This is a genomic window from Providencia sp. JUb39 (assembly GCF_012272845.1).
Taxonomy (GTDB): Bacteria; Pseudomonadota; Gammaproteobacteria; order Enterobacterales; family Enterobacteriaceae; genus Providencia; species Providencia lanzhouensis.
Map to the genome: position 1 here is coordinate 2,443,323 of NZ_JAAWXD020000001.1, position 19,117 is coordinate 2,462,439.

Consider the following 19,117-nt stretch of genomic DNA (forward strand, 5'->3'; position numbering starts at 1 on the left):
TAGTTAACATGATGAAATAAGGCGCGACTGTTTCCACTCGCGCCTTATTGATTACTGACCGCTTAGAATGCGGGCTGGGTCTAACTTACTTGCGCGTCTTGCTGGATACCAGCTAGCTAATAAGCTCAGAACAACCGCGGTGGACAGCACGTAAATCACATCCATCACATGCAGTTCGGAAGGCAGGAAGTCAATAAAATAGATATCCCCTGATAAGATAGGATGACCGATAATCACTTCAAGTCCCTTAATTATTGTGGTTAAATTCAAGGAGATTAGTACCCCCAGCACCACACCGATAAGTGAACCAACCAGTCCCCCGATTAAGCCATACCACAGGAAGATTGCGCGAATTTGCCTATCTTTTGCCCCCAATGTCCGCAGAACTGCAATATCACTGCTTTTATCTTTGACTGCCATCACTAGCGTGGAGACAATATTAAAACAAGCGACCCCGATGACTAAAATCATCGCCAAGTACATGACACTGCGAACCACTTGAATGTCGTTGTACATATAGCCGTAATCGCCTATCCAGCTTTTCACGACCACATGATGCATCGTTTTAAGCCCAGCGTCATACACCACTTTATCGGCTTCGAAAGGATCTTTAGCTTTAATTTCAAAACCGCTAATGCCGTTTCCATAACCGAGATATTCCTGTGCATCCGCTAGCGGAACTAAAGCAAGCTGATGGTCGAGTAATCCACTTAAACGAAAAATTCCCGTCACTTGGACACGAATACGCTTAGGTTGCTGAATTTTCATGCTGTCATCGGTATTCGGAATCATAATTGTTATCCAATCCCCGACTTTTACATTCAGCGAATTCGCCACCCCTTGCCCTAAAATGATTGACTGTTTACCCGCCTCAAAATGTTGCCACGCATCATTTAGGATAAACTCAGGCAATGCACTGACTTGGGATTCCGTCTCGTGAGAAACGCCCATAATCTGGATGGCTTTCAGGTTCGCGCCGCGCTCAAGTAGCCCCGTAAAATTCACATAGGGGCTGACCCCTTGCACACCCGGCGTTTTACGGATCACATTTTGGGCAAATTCCCAATCTTGATAAGGGGCTTCAACCGCGTAGATTTGCCCGTGAGGCACTACCGAGAGTACGCGGTTATTCAGTTCTCGCTCAAAGCCATTCATGGCACTTAAGCCTATAATTAACACCGCCACACCTAAGACAATGCCAAGGGTCGAAACAATCGACACCAAAGACACCATTTCTGTCCGGCGACGTCCTCGGCTAAATCGCAATGCCGCTAATAGCGTCAGAGGCATTTTAATCATTACATTGCCCCCAGCATAATTTCCTGTTGCAAATGACCATCACGCATTTCTAAACGTCGGGATAGACGACTCGCCAGTTTCATATCATGGGTGACCACTAAAAATGCCGTTTTTTGCTTGCGGTTTAGTTCACCCAATAATTCAAAAATCGCATCCGCATTACGCAAATCGAGGTTACCTGTTGGTTCATCCGCCAGCACTAACGCGGGGTCATTCACCAATGCACGGGCAATAGCAACACGTTGGCGCTCACCACCAGATAATTCAGATGGGCGATGATTAGCTCGGTGATCTAACCCTACCGCTTTTAACATTTCGGTGGCTTTCGCAAACGCCGTTGCTTTCGCAATACCGCCAATTAACAGTGGCATCGCCACATTTTCTAGTGCCGTAAAATCAGGTAATAAATGGTGGAATTGATAAATAAAACCGAGATCTTTATTACGAATTGCCGCACGGGCGTCGGAAGAAAGCTGATTAATCTGCTGCCCACGGAAAATGACATTACCTTGAGATGGCGTATCTAACCCGCCAAGCAGGTGTAATAAGGTACTTTTACCGGAACCTGAGCTACCCACGATAGCCATAGTTTCGCCTTCATTCATCGTGAAGCTGACATTCTTTAACACTTCTGTGGAGAGTGCGCCTTCTTGATAAATCTTACTTAAATGTTCACAGACCAGAAGTGGTTGGTTATTCATATCGTAAAGCCTCAGCAGGTTGTACCGCTGCCGCACGCCAAGAAGGATAAAGCGTCGCCAGCAAAGAAATCAGCATCGCGCACAGCGCAATAATTAAAATACCCGGATAATCAAGTACAATCGGGAGTGCCACTCCCCGTGGTAATAAGCCAATTAACGGCATAATTACGTTCAATTGGCTCGATAGCAGCGTACCCAACACGGTACCAATCAATGTACCGATAATGCCCGCGCCCGCACCTTGGATCATAAAGATAGTCAGGATTTTGCTACGTTTGAGCCCTAAGGTTTTCAAAATCGCCACTTCGCCTTGTTTTTCCATGACTAATAAGGATAACGACGTAATGATGTTAAAGGCCGCCACCGCGATAATCAGGCTCAGCAGCAGACCCATCATGTTTTTTTCCATTCTTACTGCTTGGAAAAATTCGCCTTTACGCTCACGCCAATCTGTCCAAACTAACCCTTCCGGCAGTGTCTGTTTGCTCGCCACATCCACTTGCAGAGGTTCGTCCAGATATAAACGCCAGCCAGTAATATTTCCGGTTGGATAACGTAGCATTCGCGCTGCATCAGGCTGAGCAACAATCAATTCGCTCGTATCCGCTTCGCCATTCGTTTGAAAAATACCCGCAACCGTAAATAAACGCTGGCTAGGTATACGCCCCATTGGGGTTAATTGGCTCACGCCGGGAATAATCAAGCGTACTTGGTCGCCGCGTTTTACGCCGAGGGTTTCCGCCAGTCGATTACCGAGAAAAACGTTGTATTCCCCATCGATTAAATCTCGGCGATCCCCGCTTATCAGCTTATCGAGTAACAAGGAGGACTCATCGGAACGAATTCCTCCCATCACGCCCACCCCCACGTTAGTTCGACTTTGTAAAACCACTTCCGACTGAACAATCGGCTCAATTTTCTTAACGCCTTTGAGGTTTTTTAAGTCCGTGATGGGATGTTGATTGGGATCGATATTTCCCGTATTTGAGGTCAATATGGCCTGTGGCATATAAGCAAGTATGCTATCTTGTAACGAACGTTCAAAACCATTCATCACAGACGTCACGGCAATCAATGCCGCAACACCAAGGGTTATGCCTATTGCCGACAAGCTGGACACAAAACGTCCAAATTTATCGACTGCGCGTCCACGCATATAGCGCAGACCTATAAAGAGTGAGACAGATTGATGCATGAAAACGTAATGTCCCTGTTGCCAAAGCGAAGTGTTCAGGGATAATAAAGGGTACGATTGATGAATGGAACCACCCAACCGCGCTTTTGTGGTTTTTTTTATTATAAATACTATTTGTTTAGATCACTTTCAGACTACTCAATGAGTTCTGTGGGTCGTTTAATTAATTTTTAATTGCCTAACTAATCATTAATTAACTAGTTAGCTATGAGAAGCTGAATATTTCTATGTCGTCAAATTATCGTTATGAACTGCCCAGTCGTGCTGGAGATGTCCGCCATTTAGGCTGCTTAATTGGTGCTGCGGGTCCCTTAGAATGCGCAGAAATGATTGAACGCCATCAAGGTCCTGTCGTGATTGTTACGCGTGATATGCAAAACGCATTACGCGTTCGTGATGAACTTCAACAGTTTACCCAACATCCTATAGAGACACTGTCGGATTGGGAAACGCTACCCTACGATAATTTTTCGCCGCATCAAGAAATCATCTCTCACCGTTTATCCACTCTATACCGCTTGCCAACACTGCAAAAAGGGGCGCTGATCCTCCCTGTTAATACCTTAATGCAGAAGGTGTGCCCTGCTGACTTTCTAACGGGACATGCTTTAGTGATGGCTAAAGGCGATAAGCTCTCACGCGATAGCCTGCGAGACGAACTAGATAAAGCCGGATATCGCCATGTTGAGCAAGTACTTGAGCATGGTGAATATGCGATTCGCGGAGCATTACTCGACTTATTCCCAATGGGTAGTGACCTGCCATTTCGTATCGACTTTTTTGATGATGAAATTGATAGCCTACGCACCTTTGACGTCGATACCCAACGCACTTTAGAAGAAGTCAGCGCAATCAACTTATTGCCAGCTCACGAGTTTCCGACCGATAAAGACGCTATCGAGCGTTTTCGTAGCCAATGGCGCGAACGCTTTGAAGTTCGTCGTGATCCGGAACATATCTATCAGCAAGTGAGTAAAAATACCCTTCCAAGTGGGATTGAGTATTGGCAGCCCCTGTTTTTCGCTGAACCGTTGCCCTCTTTATTTGAATATTTACCCGCTAACACCCTGTTTGTTTCGCAAAATCTGCAAGAACCCGCAGAGCGGTTCCAGCAAGATGCTCAGCAACGCTATGAAAGCCGTGGTGTTGACCCAATGCGCCCATTGCTTCCCCCTGCCGAGTTATGGTTAACCGTTGAGCAGCTGAATCAGAACTTAAAAAATTGGCCTCGGGTACAGCTGTCTACGGAAAAATTACCGAAGAAAACCGCCAATACCAATTTAGACTATCAGCCACTTCCGGATATTAGCACTCAAGGGCAAAGTAAAAACCCATTAGAAAAACTGCGTCAGTTCACCGAACAGTTTAATGGCACGATTGTGTTCTCCGTGGAGAGTGAAGGACGCCGAGAAACGGTGAGTGAATTACTCGCTCGCCTGAAAATCCGCCCTGAAATTATCAGCAATTATTTTGATCAAACCCAAGACCGTTTTGCCATTACGATTGGCGCAGCAGAGCACGGCTTTATTCAGCCAGAAAGCCACCGCGCATTAATTTGCGAAAGCGATTTACTGGGTGAACGAGTTGTTCGCCGCCGCAGTGACCAACGCCGCACCATCAATACCGATACGCTCATTCGTAACCTTGCTGAGCTACGCCCGGGTCAACCCGTGGTTCATATTGAGCATGGTGTCGGACGCTATCAAGGCTTAATCACCTTAGAAGCGGGTGGTGTTCCCGCCGAGTATTTGATCCTCACCTATGCAGGCGAAGATAAACTGTATGTCCCTGTTTCTTCATTACATTTAATTAGCCGCTATGCAGGTGGAGCCGATGAAAATGCACCGCTGCATAAGTTGGGTAGTGACAGTTGGGGACGCGCTCGCCAAAAAGCGGCGGAAAAAGTGCGAGATGTGGCAGCCGAACTTCTGGATATTTATGCTCAGCGAGCCGCAAAAGCCGGATTCGCCTTCAAACATGATAAAGAGCAGTACCAAGAATTTTGCCAAGGTTTCCCATTCGAAACTACCACCGACCAAGAGATGGCGATTAATGCAGTATTGAGTGATATGTGCCAGCCGCTGGCAATGGATCGCTTAGTCTGTGGCGATGTGGGCTTTGGTAAAACAGAAGTCGCCATGCGAGCTGCATTTTTAGCGGTCAACAATAATAAGCAAGTGGCTGTACTGGTTCCTACCACTCTATTAGCCCAGCAACATTATGATAATTTCCGCGACCGCTTTGCGAATTGGCCAGTACGTATCGAAATGCTATCGCGCTTTAAAACGGCCAAAGAACAGCAACAAATTATTGCGGAGGCCGCAGAAGGCAAAGTGGATATTTTGATTGGTACCCATAAATTGCTACAAAGCGATATTCAATGGAAAGATCTGGGTTTACTGGTTGTGGATGAAGAGCACCGTTTCGGAGTTCGTCATAAAGAGCGCATTAAAGCGATGCGTGCTGACGTGGATATTCTGACCTTAACGGCGACACCTATTCCACGTACCCTGAATATGGCGATGAGTGGTATGCGGGATTTATCAATTATCGCAACCCCACCCGCTCGCCGCTTAGCCGTAAAAACCTTTGTTCGCCAATATGATGATTTAGTGGTGCGCGAAGCGATTCTGCGGGAAACCTTACGCGGCGGTCAGGTTTATTATCTCTATAATGATGTGGAAAATATCGAAAAAGCCAAAGCGCGTCTTGAAGCTTTAGTGCCAGAAGCGCGATTTGTTGTGGGTCATGGGCAGATGCGTGAGCGCGAACTTGAGCGAGTCATGACGGACTTCCACCATCAACGGTTTAATGTCCTGATCTGCACCACGATTATTGAAACGGGTATCGACATCCCAACCGCAAATACCATTATTATTGAACGTGCTGACCACTTTGGTTTAGCGCAGTTGCATCAGCTACGCGGTCGTGTGGGTCGTTCCCATCACCAAGCTTATGCTTACCTGCTGACACCGCATCCAAAAGCCATGACCACCGATGCACAGAAACGCCTTGAAGCAATATCGTCTCTTGAAGATTTAGGGGCCGGGTTTGCGCTAGCGACTCATGACCTTGAAATTCGTGGAGCTGGAGAGCTATTGGGGGAAGACCAAAGTGGGCAGATGACTACCATCGGTTTCACCTTATATATGGAGTTACTCGAAAGTGCGGTCGATGCACTGAAAGAAGGACGCGAGCCATCCCTGGAGGATCTTACCAGTCAGCAAACTGAAGTGGAACTGCGTATGCCAGTACTGCTGCCTGATGAGTATATCCATGATGTGAATATCCGCCTGTCTTTCTATAAACGTATTGCCAGCGCTAAAAATCAGACCGAACTGGATGAGCTGCGTATCGAGCTAATCGACCGCTTTGGTACTTTACCTGATGCAGGTAAATTCTTGCTGTCGACAGCAGGCATTCGTTTACAAGCCCAGAAACTGGGCATGAAGCGGATTGAAGCTCATGAGAAAGGCGGATTTATTGAGTTTAATGAACGCAACAAAGTCGACCCAATGTTCTTGATCAGCTTACTGCAAAATCAGCCGAAAACGTTCCGCATGGAAGGGCCTGTCCGTTTGAAATTCTTCCACGATTTAGCCGACAGAGCGACGCGTTTAGACTTTATCAAGCAGCTAGTCGCTGATTTTGATGAGCATCAGCTGGTGTCGTAGGGGCAACCATTCTCAACAAGAAAGCCATCGATTCATTACGATTCGATGGCTTTCTTTTATGTGGTTTTAACCAATAAATGACTACTTTTTATTATCTATCGAATGACCTATCGCTTCTAAGTGCCCCAGAGCATCGCTATTGCCCTGCGCCGCAGATTTCTGAAGCCATTCTAAGGATTGGTGAGAGTCATCAGATAAACGCTCACTGGTTTCATACATCATGCCCATCATATATTGCGCTTGAGCATGCCCTTGGCTAGCCGCTTTTAGATACCACTCAATGGCTTTTTCCTCATTCTCTTCAACGCCTTCCCCCACATCATACAGAGTACCAATCTCGTACTGTGCATCGAGGTCACCACTTTTGGCTTTCAACATGAGTTCATTAAATGAGGGGATATTGCGTGACCTGAAACCTAAAAATTCCAATAATTTTTTCAGCATGGTTTCTCTTTCTACTCAAACATTCCAAAGGTATTTTTACCCGTTTTAACTTCCAGTACGGTAGACGGTTGGTAAGCTTTTGGTAGGTCATCTGGCTTCATACAGTAGAATGGCAAAATGCCTTTTGCCCCTTCACGCAGGGTTTCACATGCCGCTTTACTGGACATGGTTAAATCTAACTGCCCATTTTCATTTAGAGGAATAAACACCGTTGGCTCATATGGCATTCTCACTTTACCAATCGTATCGCCAATACGGTAAATCACATCATAACCCACAATAATCTGCTCTAAACTTTTGGTGATCACACACGTTCTTGGTTCATTGCTGGAGAATGGAGGTAGCGACCTGCCCTGTAAGGATTGGATCATCAAAATGGTTCTGCATTCGCGTTGAGCGGGATGCCAACGAGATAACGACTCTTGCGTGAATGTGCCTAAAATACCCGTGACCGAACAGTTTTCATGTTCCACCATACGCGTTGCCCTAATGGGTTCGGTAGATAAAACAGTGGCAATTTTCACTTCGTCACTGCGCACAAAAGAGAAATAAACGACAGCAATTAGGCAAACAACAACGAATGCGGCTAACAACAACTTAATTTTTAGCTTCATCGCTTGCCCTTTTTTTAAATAGTGAATGTGTTAGCTATTGTAGCTTATCTAGTATCAACTACATTAATTACATACAATAAATATGGTTTTTTAGATTAGTCTGAGTATGAGACATACATCTTATTTACTTACGCGTAATAAGTTTACCGTGAATAGTCGTAAATAATTAACTAAATCCATTTCAATATATTACACCAAATAAAAACCCATCTACTTCTTTGTTTTATAACAAAAAAATAAATACCCCAATGAATAGATATCATGAGTGATTTAAATTAACAATATGATGCCTTTTTGTATTAAATCACACTTAACCCAAACTCATTAGGGTAATTAGCTGACTTTATGGCGTTTATTTAATGAATAAATATTTAAAATATATGTACCGCTTTAACAGAAGACTATTATTTTAAATACATCTTTATTCTGATTTGAGGATACACACGATTATTCACTGATAACCGTGTGTATCCTTGCGATTGCAGAACTGAAAAAAACGATAACGACAGATTAATGTAATTTCAGTTTAGGTCGAATAATACGGTTAATACTACCAACCAGCATCATTAAGCCCGTTTTTATATAGCCATGTAATGCAATTTGGTGCATGCGATATAGGGAAATGTAGACAAAACGCGCTATACGCCCTTCTACCATCATATCTCCACGCATTAAGTTCCCCATCAAGCTACCTACAGTACTAAAGCGAGATAACGAAACTAATGAACCATGATCTTTGTAAATGTAGTTTTTCAGTGGCTTATCTTTCATTAATGCCACGATATTGTCATAGCATAAGCTCGCCATTTGATGAGCGGATTGTGCTCTTGGTGGGACAAAACCACCTTCTGGTTTTGCACAAGACGCACAGTCACCAATAGCGAAAATCCCATCATCCAACGTGGTTTGTAATGTCGGCTTAACCACCAACTGATTGATACGGTTTGTTTCTAAACCTGCAATATCTTTCATAAAATCAGGAGCTTTGATCCCAGCCGCCCACACCATTAAGTCAGCATAAATTTTGCCGTCTTCTTTGGTATTTAAGCCATCGGCATCCGCGCTGGTCACCATGGTTTTGGTTAACACTTTCACGCCCAATTTATTCAGTTCTTGGTGTGCTGCGCTTGAAATGCGTGGAGGTAGCGCAGGTAAAATACGCTCACCCGCTTCCACTAGCGTCACATTTAACGCATCAGTGTCTAACCCTTTAAAGCCATAGCTTGTTAACTGCTCCACTGCATTATACAGCTCAGCAGAAAGCTCAACCCCCGTTGCCCCACCGCCGACAATGGCGATATTCACTTTTTCTTCCGCATTATCACATACTGAATAACGCAAGAATAAATTCAGCATTTCATCGTGAAAGCGGTGAGCTTGTGCAGGACTATCAAGGAAAATGCAGTTTTCTTTTACACCTGGAGTGCCAAAATCATTTGAGGTACTTCCCAACGCCATGACTAAAATATCGTAATCAATTTCACGCAATGGCACTAACAGCTCGCCATCTTTGTCACGCAATTCACCGAGAACCACTCTTTTATTTTCTCGGTCGATATTCGTGAGGGAGCCTAATTGGAAGTGAAATGCATTGTGACGAGCATGGGCTAAATAGCTAATAGCATCAACACCATCATCCAGTGAACCTGTCGCTACTTCATGAAGTAATGGCTTCCATAAATGGCTTGGGTTACGGTCAATCAGCGTGATATCCGCACGTTTTTTACGCCCTAATTTACGTCCTAAACGTGTTGCCAGTTCTAAACCACCAGCACCACCGCCTACAACAACGATTTTAGGTTGAGTTAAGGTCATACGCCCCTCATATAAAATATATTAATGTTATTTAAGATTTCTAATAACAAAAAACTTAAATAACACCAATTCGCCATCTTTTATTTTGTTTGGGTTTGAAGAATATCATGCCTGGTTATTTGGTCATACCAAATGTTGATGCAAATCAATTTAGTTGATTATTATGACAACGATCACGCTCGTCAAATCATTTTTTGAAAAAAAAGAAACGAGTCAGCTTTATTTAACTTAGAGACAAAAAAGCCCGAGAATGGCGTTATTCTCGGGCTTGGAAACCTAGCATTTTGTGAGGATATTTTACTTCACTTTCTTAATACGCTCGTCCGTCGGTAACTGAATTGGCGAGTTATCTTTGAAGTATTTCATCAGCGCTTCGTTATCCGGCAGGCTATAGATACGGTCTTTACCTTGTTTAAAGGCAGAGAAACGGCTACCACCGGTTGCCAGAAATTCATTGGCAGCGACACGATAGCTTTTCTTCATATCGATTGGCTTACCATTTAATTTCATTGAGCTTGCAATCACTTTATCGCCTACCGCACGACTGTCATCCCATTCGTAATAAAAACCATGGGAAACTGGCATGACTTGCGGGCGTTCACGATCCCACTGTTGCTCTAACGCTTGTTTGATTTGCGCGCCAGTTAATGATTGCGTAACGACCACATTCGAGAATGGCTGCACTGTAAAGATATCACCGTAAGTCAGCTCCCCTGCTTTGAGATCAGCACGAATACCGCCGCTGTTCATAAAGGCAATTTGAGCGCCGCCCGCATCTGGAGTTGCAGCAACATATAACTGAGCATCGGCGATAATTTTACCTAATGTTGAATCCCCACCCGCCGCTAGTTTTTTATCCGCCGGCGCACTCAACGTACCCATCACTTGTTCAGCAATCGGTTTGGAGATACGTTCATAGTTTTGGATAAAACGGCTTAATTGTGGATCTTTCTCATAACGGCTGGTTTCAACCGGAATGTTTTTCGCGTTAATGCTAACAATATCCTTGGTTTTTCTATCGATTTCAATATTCAATTGAGACAATAATGTCCCGTTAGATTGCGCTGAAATCACTTTTTTACCATTGATATCACAGTTATACGCTTGATGCGTATGGCCGCTCACCACAAAGTCCACATCCGCATCGAGCTGCTTAACGATCTCGACAATAGGTCCTTTGATGTTATCGCAACGGTTAATATCTTTAACCTTGGTATCCACTTGCTGAGTTGCCCCTTCGTGGATCAAAACACCAATACTGCGAATACCTTGCGCCTTAAGCAATTTCACTTGCTGGTTAATGGTTTCGGCTTCATTGTTAAACTCTAAGCCCGCAGTACCACTTGGTGTAACGATGGCAGGCGTTCCTTCCAGCGTTAAGCCAATAAATGCCATTGGTACGCCATCAAATTTCTTAACGTAATAAGATGGGAATAGTGTTTCACCGGTCTCTTTGACAATCACGTTCGCGGCTAAATAGTTAAAGTCTGCACCAGCAAAAGACTCTTTACCCACACAGCCTGCGGTAGGATGGCATCCCCCATTTTGCTTTCTCAGTAACTCGATTTTACCTTTGTCGAACTCATGGTTACCGACTGCACTGGTCTCAAGACCAATTGCGCTAAGCGCTTCAATGGTCGGCTCATCGTAGAACATCGATGACAGTAATGGACTCGCACCCACTAAATCCCCTGCTCCGACAATAATGGTGTTGTCGTTTTCCGCTTTTAATTGCTTAACCAGTGTCGCAATGGATTCGATTCCACCGAGTTTACCATCCCCCGGCGCTTGTAATGCACCGTGGAAATCGTTAATACCAATGACTTGAACTTTTACGGTATCGCTCTGTTTTGTGGCACAACCTGCTAATAAAGCACCTGATACCAGCAATGTCACTAAACTGATTTTATGATTCATCTATTCATTGCCCTCAATTACATTTTAAAGCGATAAGTGGTTGTCATCGAACCGGATAAAGAATGTGCACGACGCGACTCACCATCATACAGTTTTGGCGTGGAGTTATCAGACTCTTGCTGATGGTGCCAGCCCATACCGCCACTTAATGAAACGGAAAGGTTTTCAGTTGGTTTCCAGTAAGTAAATAAGCCAACCTGACCTTGTTTTAAACGCTCACCTGAGTAAGAGAATTCACTGTAGTTACTGTTAGCCCCGACAGACCAAGTTGGGTTAACTTGATATTCGGCTTTTAACGCCAACATGGTTTCGCCATCACGAACATAGTCGATATCGGCATAGGCTGGTGAATTAAAACGTCCACGAGTGTTACCAATTGGGTTACGTGCAAATTGCCCTACGCCATTGGTTTTATGTGCGGTGGTATGCGTGATGCCCGTCATTAAAGTCCATGGTGTTTCTGGAACGCGCCACTCAATTTCACCCGCATAGTGCCAAGCACGCTTATCAAAGTTTTGTTTGCCACGTTTGGTATCTGTCGATGTACGCTTACCATCGCTACCGTATTCATGACCATAAATTTGAGAAGATAAGGTGATATCTGAGTTAAGCTTATATTTGATCTCTAAGCCTTGTTGACGGAAAACATCATCGGCCTGACCAATAAAATAAGAAGCTTTCAATGGTTTGGTGTTGTAGTTAATGCCACCTGTAACCACATGGTTGATATCGTGATTAACACCATTTCCGTCACGGAAATACATTCTGTCAATATTCGGGCTATCACGACGCATCACTTTGCCATCGAGATAGAGCAAATCTAAGTTCCAATCGCTAATTGCGGTGTTGGTATAATAACCATTATAGGTGTTTAAAGATAAACGCTGAGAGTTGGTAAAAATCCCCGTATTTTTCAACGTGAACCAACCCGCTTTACCTTTGAAATTAACTGGTTCAAAATCTAATTTGAATTTAGCGTAACGCTGACCAATTTTGTTATAGCCTTTCGCTTCACCATCATCGTTATACAAAATAGCTCGAGAGGCGAAGTCTTTACTTGCTGCCAGTTTGATCGCGCCATAATAAGAAGCATCAAATCCGATAAAATCAGCAAAATATCCTGATTGGTAATCTAACTGAATATTCTGACCCCAAGCTTGTGCAACTTGTTTTCTGTAACGTTGCTCATTAGCATCGTAACGGTTTTCTGACTTCAGATATTTCCACATATTTCGCGTAGAAAGTTCTAATTCAGAATCTGCAACAAATGAGTTTTCCTTGATGGCATTTTCCCAATCGCCAGCATTAGCCCCAAATGCAACGAAACAAGATGGAAACAATATTAACGCTATTTTTTTGACTGTCATTTAAATTAAACCTAGTCGTGATTATTAGAATATAACTACCCGCACCCAATTTTCATTGAGTGTTATGGCACCTTGCTATCTTTCAATAAGTAACAATTTTATTTAGCTTTAATTACTGCAATAGTCTTTAATGATTATTTAATTTAAGTTGCATCCTCTATTCTTTAAGCACAATTTATTTTCTTGGCGTTAAGAATAAAATTTAATTATTTTATAAGTCGAAATAATTAATCCAAACGTGCGAATTTAATTTAAGTTCACACCATGATTTCAAACTTATTTGGGCAATATTCAACCGCACTCTGATAAGGAGCACTTTGCGCTGATATTCATAATGAAAAGTATGCTAACGTAATTTTATGTCAATTAACACGATCATCGTCACAACAAACCAGATACATTGCAAATCACACATCATTCGATGTGATATCAATCACTTTATTGGCTCTTGCAGCTATTAATTGAATTCCATATTTAAACAATAATTTTGCTATTTTAGTCATCTATATTTTAATGAAATGTTATTTACTAAAGTGAAATAACATTTTTATTTAAATCAATAACATTAACCCATAACTCAGACCTTCTATTTAAATAAATGGCTAAGTCAATCATTCTGTTTTTAAGCGATATACTGGTTTGATTAGTTGAAATGAAGAATATTTATCGTCTATAGGGAAATTATTTAATGCCAATTAATCATTCTAACTAGGAATTATTCCTAGTTAATTCCATGTAGCAACTAATATTAACGTGTGATTTTTACACACATATTGAATATATATACAGTATTACTAATCAAATTAGACAATCTCTATCTTTGCTCCTATTCAATTTATATCACTGAGGTTACCCGTAACTTATTCAATGAATTTAGGATAAAAAAAACCGATGGGTGATTATCCCATCGGTTCAATTTCAACACAGTTTAATTAGCGGTTACGGTGTTCTTGCCATTTTTCATGTAATTCGACTAATTGACGGTGACTTTGCTTCCAACGATCCACCGATTGTAGCTCATTCAGTGAATACTGGCGGCCACTGTGGTACAGCTTAGAAGCGCGGCTGTCACTTTGTTTCGGTAAATTATCCAGTACGCTCACCGCACCTTCACGATTATTACAAACAAGGATCATGTCACAGCCCGCATTCAATGAGACTTTCGCTCTCTCTGGGTAACTTCCCATAATGGCAGCACCTTCCATCGATAAGTCATCAGAGAAGATAACGCCATCGAAACCAAGCTGCTCACGTAATACCGATTTTAGCCAGAATGGTGAACCACTCGCAGGACGGTCGTCCGCTTGAGTATAAACCACGTGAGCAGGCATAATCGCATCAAGCAATTCACGCTGAATAAAGTCTTTAAAAATAGACATATCTTTGCCACGAATTTGCTCCAGTGGGCGATCATCTCGTGGCGTTTCTTTATGGGAATCGGCTTTGACGGCGCCATGCCCTGGGAAGTGTTTACCTGTGGTTTTCATTCCTGCGCTATGCATACCGCGAATAAAACGCTCTGCCATCACCATCGCAATTTCAGGATCTGCATGGAATGAACGCTCACCAATAGCGATGCTTTCATGCCCTAAATCCAGTACAGGTGCAAAGCTAATGTCGATATCCATAGCAATCATTTCTGCGGCCATTAACCAGCCTGCTTCTTGTGCTAATTTAGCACCATCCATCTGATTGTTCAGTGCAGCAAAAGCTTGTGCAGAAGGTAATGCGGTAAACCCATCACGAAAACGCTGTACACGGCCACCCTCTTGATCCACAGCAATCAATAAACGGTGTCTTGATGCATCACGGATTTGTCGCACTAGCTCACGCAACTGTGCCGCATCATGGAAGTTACGGGTAAATAAAATCAACCCGCCTACCAGTGGATGAGCTAAAATTTCACGCTCTTCGTTGTCCAGTTCATAACCCTGAACATCCAGCATTATCGGACCCATAACATGCCTCACTTGATTAATTTTCACAAATTCTCGTGTATTCACAGAGATTTTATATTACCCAATCAAAGACCAAAATAGTCTCGTAATGGGGAAGAATCGTTTAAAAACTGCGCTTCTTGACGCTGGCTCCACTGGACTTCATACCACATCAACGTCATGTATTTGACCCACGGCTCCCATTGCAGGCAGTGCTCTGCCAAACGGAATTTATCTTTATAGGCGCCATAGGTGTAGCAATATTGCGTCAAGAAATAATCTCGCTGTTCTACCGTCAAGCTATTGAATTGAAAATAGGTTTCTAGGGACAAACCAATATCGGTATTTGCCGCATATTCCCAATCCACCAGCATTTTTGGTACTCCTTGCTCACACAGCACATTGCCCGGATGAATATCCATATGAGCGGGTGCGAGCTTTAATACCTTTGGCATTGGCGTGCGTAGGAAGTGACGATGTACCCGCTTCCAGCGTGCAGAGACTCTTTTATTATCAATTAAATAGCCGTAATGAGCAATCTCATTGCGTAACGGTAATCGGTAATTTAATACGTCATGATTATGGAGCTTAGCAACGATCTCTGCCAAGTTTTTTTGAAATTCAGAGGAAAGAAATTGTTCGTAGCTAGGATGGTTTCCATCAACCCATTCCAATAATAACCAATGGGTATTACGCCCGATGACTTGAGGTGAATAAGGAAAATCTTTCAGTTGCTTAAGAATATGCGCTTCTTTACGGCGATTAACATACAACGCATTTTGCGCTTGCCCATCTGAGCGGGCGATTAATTTAATGGAGGGAACCGTATCTTGAGTTTGAGTCGAGCATCGATATTCAACTAAATAGCTGCCACCTGATAACCCTGCTAATGGCGAGACTTCCCAGCATGATGCTAAAACAGCTGGGAAGCATTCAGCAAGTAATGCAAACAGTAATGATTGATTACTCAATACTCTGTTTTCCAGACCACACAATCTCACCGGTTTGCACGTCCATTAACTGCATTTCAATGCTGCGTTCTTTAGAAGAGCCTGACATGACACTGTAAATCACATATTGCGCTTGGACGTAACGTCCTAAACCAATCGCTTTACTGCGAGTTACCAGACTATCATCCTGCGACAGTCCCAATGTTTTGCGGGCAGCACTGACGACACCTTGAGGAACCACTTTAAACTTATTGGTTTTCATGACTTCATTGGTTAATGCAGCTGTGACTGCCTGTGAAGGTAAGCTTCCGCTGGTATTATTTTTGACAGAATCGACCAGCAAAACTTTGCCACTTTCAACACCATCGTCCGCGACCATTTTCTTGACTAACGGCTGTAATGCTCCAGCCCAATCAATGGTTTGCTGCTTTGGTGGCATCGGTACTGTGTCCGTTGGTGGTGGAGGTGTTAATTCCGGCTGCTTTTCAGGCTGTTTCGGTGTTACACCCGGTTCAACTGGAACAATCGGGGGTTTAGGCCCTTGAGGGACTGACGGACAACCTGCCAAAATAAATGCTGCTGCTGCGACCAATAAGATCCGTTTCATTGTGACTCTCCAGCTATTGAAGGTAAGAAAACATAGATACGCGCATTACGTGCAAGCGGGGATGTTGTGACTTCTTTTAGCATCACTGACGAATTAGCAGGGATGACTTGAGGTTGACTCTTTGTTGAATCCACTCTCAGTCCTTGCTCGTCATACCAAAAGATACGATACATCACAGTGACCGGTTTCTTTTCAATATTGCTCATATTGATAGTTGCGGTCGCCGTTACACTACCGACCTTGATCACTGGTTTTTCTACAATCACGCCCGCGGCTAGCACGGAAGGCTCCATCACGATGCGCTGCTGATCATTAAATGATAACCCTGTTTTTTTATTCCAAGCACAACCACTGAGAAACAACATGAGTAAGCTCAGTGTGGCGATGTATTTTAAGGTTGATGCAGCGCGTTTCATGATGAATTACTTAGCCAATAATGGGCCTAATGGACGTCCACCCACTAAGTGCATATGAATGTGGAAGACTTCTTGCCCTGAATGCTTGTTGCAGTTCATAATCAGGCGATAGCCATCTTCAGCAATCCCTTCTTCTTTCGCAATTTTCGCCGCCACGGTAAATAAGCGACCTAATGCCTGCTCATCATCAATCGTCACATCATTCACGGTTGGAATTAATTTGTTCGGAATAATCAAAATATGTGTCGGCGCTTGTGCCGCAATATCACGAAATGCAGTGACCAGTTCATCTTGATACACGATCTCAGATGGGATTTCACGTCGAATAATTTTACTGAAAATAGTCTCTTCTGCCATGACAAATTCCTTAATAATTTAATCGTTATCTATTTATTGCCCAGCGTGTAAATGGAATAAACGGTTGAAGTTTTCGGTGGTGATGCGTGCCATTTCTTCAACGCTCACCCCTTTCAATACAGCCATATACTCCACCACATCACGCACATATGCAGGTTGGTTCTCTTTGCCACGATGCGGTACTGGGGCTAAGTAAGGTGAATCTGTTTCCACTAAAATTCTATCTAATGGCACAACTCGCGCCGCTTCTCGGATCTGTTCAGCATTACGGAACGTGACAATACCAGAAAAAGAGATATACATCCCTAAATCCAGTAAGTCGATGGCCGTTTGTTGGTCTTCCGTAAAGCAATGCAACACACCGCCACACTCGTCAACTTTCTCTTCACGTAAAATAGACAATGTATCTTCTCGAGCGGAACGAGTATGCACAATCACGGGCTTATTCACTTGACGACCAATGCGAATATGCTGACGAAATGACTCTTGTTGTAGTGCCGCATTTTCTTGCTGATAATAGTAATCTAAGCCCGTTTCACCGAGCGCGACTACTTCACTCCCCGCCGCTAATTGCGCCAATTTTTCAAAATCATAACCTTCATCCAAGTTTAATGGATGAATACCGCAAGAAAACGCGACATTGTCGCGCTTCCCAATTAACTGTTTCATGCTTTCAAAACCAGGCAAAGTGGTTGCCACGGCTAACATAAAGCCGACATCTCGTACAGATGCCTTTGCGATAACATCATCGACGTTAGTGTGTAATTTTTCATAATCTAAACAGTCGAGATGGCAGTGTGAATCAACAACAAACATAGTCTACTCTTTTTATCTTGAAGGCGAAGCGAATAACGCTTCCCAGTGTAATAATTGGTTGGTCAGGATCAATTCCTGATTCAGTGCAGGCACGGTTAATAGCTGGTAACGACACGCTTGCCACTGGCTATACACATCCAATAGCTGCGAGCTGCTCATGGATGTCGCCAATAAAGTGACGCACGCTATTTTATCTTGGTTAACAACGTACTGTCCTGCTTTTTGCTGCAATTTTATGCCATCGGCAATTAACCCGAGTAGCCAATTAATGCATTCAGGCCCATTGTCAGTATTTAACGCTGGCAAAAGCTTTAAAAAATCTTTCTGACGTAAGCTCTGCTCTAACTCATTGCACAATAGCTGACGTCGTTGCCACTGCTCCGGCTTAAGCAACTGTAATGCGGCAACAGGCGCGCCTTGGCACAATTTTAACGCAGTCACAGCATCTTCTGCGGATAAGCCAGCCTGCTGTTTTTGCAGCCAATACAACGCAACTTGCTGATCCGGTGCAGATAAAAAATGAGTTAAACAGCGACTTCTTAATGTCGCCAGCAAACTATCAATTTTTTCACAACCTAATAAAAAGTAGGTTTGCCCTGCGGGCTCTTCTAAGGTTTTGAGCAGCGCATTAGCCGCGGCATCCGTCAGTGCTTGTGCATCGGGAATGGAAACGACTTTTGCGCCACTTTGCTGCGCATGACCACTTAACGTTTCTGTCAGCTTACGAACCGCATCAACACTGATGGTTGTTTTCCCTTTTTCAGGCTCTAGAACATGATAATCAGGATGTGTACCTGCCAACATTAAGCGGCAGCTATGACACTCTCCACAGCTTTTTAAACCGTCTTTATCTTGGCAAATCAACCAACGGCTCACCCCATAGCTTAATGCCTCAGCCCCATTGCCCGCTATTGAGTGAATCAACAACGCGTGGTGTCCACGCCCTGCTTGATAGGCGCTAATTAATTGACGATAAGTCTCATTAAGCCACGGATACCAATTCATCAT

The 19,117-nt window shown here is 43.5% G+C and carries 16 protein-coding genes; 1 reads left to right on the forward strand and 15 read right to left on the reverse strand.

The annotated features are described in order from the left end of the window. Positions 1-51 precede the first annotated feature (51 nt). Genes lolE through lolC form a run of 3 tightly spaced genes read right to left on the reverse strand, consistent with a single transcriptional unit; the run spans position 52 to position 3,195 of the window. Positions 52-1,299: a lipoprotein-releasing ABC transporter permease subunit LolE gene (gene lolE, locus HFU86_RS11365; protein ID WP_036953114.1), complete on the reverse strand. Its 1,248-nt coding sequence runs from the start codon at positions 1,297-1,299 to the stop codon at positions 52-54. After that, the gene (lolD, locus tag HFU86_RS11370; RefSeq protein ID WP_132495258.1) at positions 1,299-2,000 is read right to left on the reverse strand and encodes a lipoprotein-releasing ABC transporter ATP-binding protein LolD; all 702 of its coding nucleotides are present in this window, start codon (positions 1,998-2,000) and stop codon (positions 1,299-1,301) included. Before lolD ends, lolE begins: the two co-directional genes overlap by 1 nt. Then, complete coding sequence (gene lolC / locus HFU86_RS11375) at positions 1,993-3,195, reverse strand: lipoprotein-releasing ABC transporter permease subunit LolC (protein ID WP_036953110.1); 1,203 nt, start codon at positions 3,193-3,195, stop codon at positions 1,993-1,995. The genes lolD and lolC overlap by 8 nt, the downstream gene beginning before the upstream one ends. Positions 3,196-3,422: 227 nt before the next feature. Between lolC and mfd the strand changes: the two genes are divergently transcribed. Continuing rightward, positions 3,423-6,869 carry a transcription-repair coupling factor gene (gene mfd / locus HFU86_RS11380; protein WP_187129292.1) on the forward strand — a complete coding sequence of 1,149 codons (3,447 nt, stop codon included), beginning with the start codon at positions 3,423-3,425 and terminating at the stop codon, positions 6,867-6,869. An 81-nt stretch (positions 6,870-6,950) separates the two neighbouring features. On the opposite strand, the gene HFU86_RS11385 is transcribed toward mfd, so the two are convergent. From HFU86_RS11385 to holB, 12 genes are all read right to left on the reverse strand, one after another. Further along, on the reverse strand, positions 6,951-7,313 hold the full coding sequence (locus tag HFU86_RS11385; protein WP_132495262.1) for a tetratricopeptide repeat protein: 363 nt from the start codon (positions 7,311-7,313) through the stop codon (positions 6,951-6,953). Positions 7,314-7,324: 11 nt separating this feature from the next. Then, a complete protein-coding gene (gene umoD, locus HFU86_RS11390) occupies positions 7,325-7,927 on the reverse strand; it encodes a UmoD family flagellar biogenesis regulator (protein WP_036953106.1) in 603 nt (200 codons plus the stop codon). A gap of 510 nt (positions 7,928-8,437) precedes the next feature. After that, complete coding sequence (locus HFU86_RS11395; protein ID WP_187129293.1) at positions 8,438-9,742, reverse strand: NAD(P)/FAD-dependent oxidoreductase; 1,305 nt, start codon at positions 9,740-9,742, stop codon at positions 8,438-8,440. Between the two features lie 297 nt (positions 9,743-10,039). After that, positions 10,040-11,659, reverse strand: a complete 1,620-nt coding sequence (locus tag HFU86_RS11400) for a bifunctional metallophosphatase/5'-nucleotidase (protein WP_187129294.1) — start codon at positions 11,657-11,659, stop codon at positions 10,040-10,042. A gap of 17 nt (positions 11,660-11,676) precedes the next feature. Continuing rightward, positions 11,677-13,026: an OprD family outer membrane porin gene (locus tag HFU86_RS11405; protein ID WP_187129295.1), complete on the reverse strand. Its 1,350-nt coding sequence runs from the start codon at positions 13,024-13,026 to the stop codon at positions 11,677-11,679. Between the two features lie 932 nt (positions 13,027-13,958). Continuing rightward, positions 13,959-14,996, reverse strand: coding sequence for a beta-N-acetylhexosaminidase (gene nagZ, locus HFU86_RS11410; protein WP_442959169.1), 1,038 nt, complete (start codon positions 14,994-14,996; stop codon positions 13,959-13,961). A gap of 53 nt (positions 14,997-15,049) precedes the next feature. Beyond that, the gene (locus tag HFU86_RS11415) at positions 15,050-15,934 is read right to left on the reverse strand and encodes a phosphotransferase (RefSeq protein ID WP_187129297.1); all 885 of its coding nucleotides are present in this window, start codon (positions 15,932-15,934) and stop codon (positions 15,050-15,052) included. Next, entirely contained in the window at positions 15,927-16,520 is a 594-nt protein-coding gene (gene lpoB / locus HFU86_RS11420) for a penicillin-binding protein activator LpoB (RefSeq protein ID WP_132495270.1), read from the reverse strand. The genes HFU86_RS11415 and lpoB overlap by 8 nt, the downstream gene beginning before the upstream one ends. Next, entirely contained in the window at positions 16,517-16,936 is a 420-nt protein-coding gene (locus HFU86_RS11425) for a YcfL family protein (protein WP_132495272.1), read from the reverse strand. Before HFU86_RS11425 ends, lpoB begins: the two co-directional genes overlap by 4 nt. Before the next feature lie 6 nt (positions 16,937-16,942). Next, positions 16,943-17,293, reverse strand: coding sequence for a purine nucleoside phosphoramidase (gene hinT / locus HFU86_RS11430; RefSeq protein WP_132495274.1), 351 nt, complete (start codon positions 17,291-17,293; stop codon positions 16,943-16,945). Between the two features lie 33 nt (positions 17,294-17,326). Continuing rightward, the gene (locus tag HFU86_RS11435) at positions 17,327-18,109 is read right to left on the reverse strand and encodes a metal-dependent hydrolase (RefSeq protein WP_187129298.1); all 783 of its coding nucleotides are present in this window, start codon (positions 18,107-18,109) and stop codon (positions 17,327-17,329) included. 12 nt (positions 18,110-18,121) lie between these two features. Then, entirely contained in the window at positions 18,122-19,114 is a 993-nt protein-coding gene (gene holB, locus HFU86_RS11440; RefSeq protein ID WP_187129850.1) for a DNA polymerase III subunit delta', read from the reverse strand. Positions 19,115-19,117 lie beyond the last annotated feature (3 nt).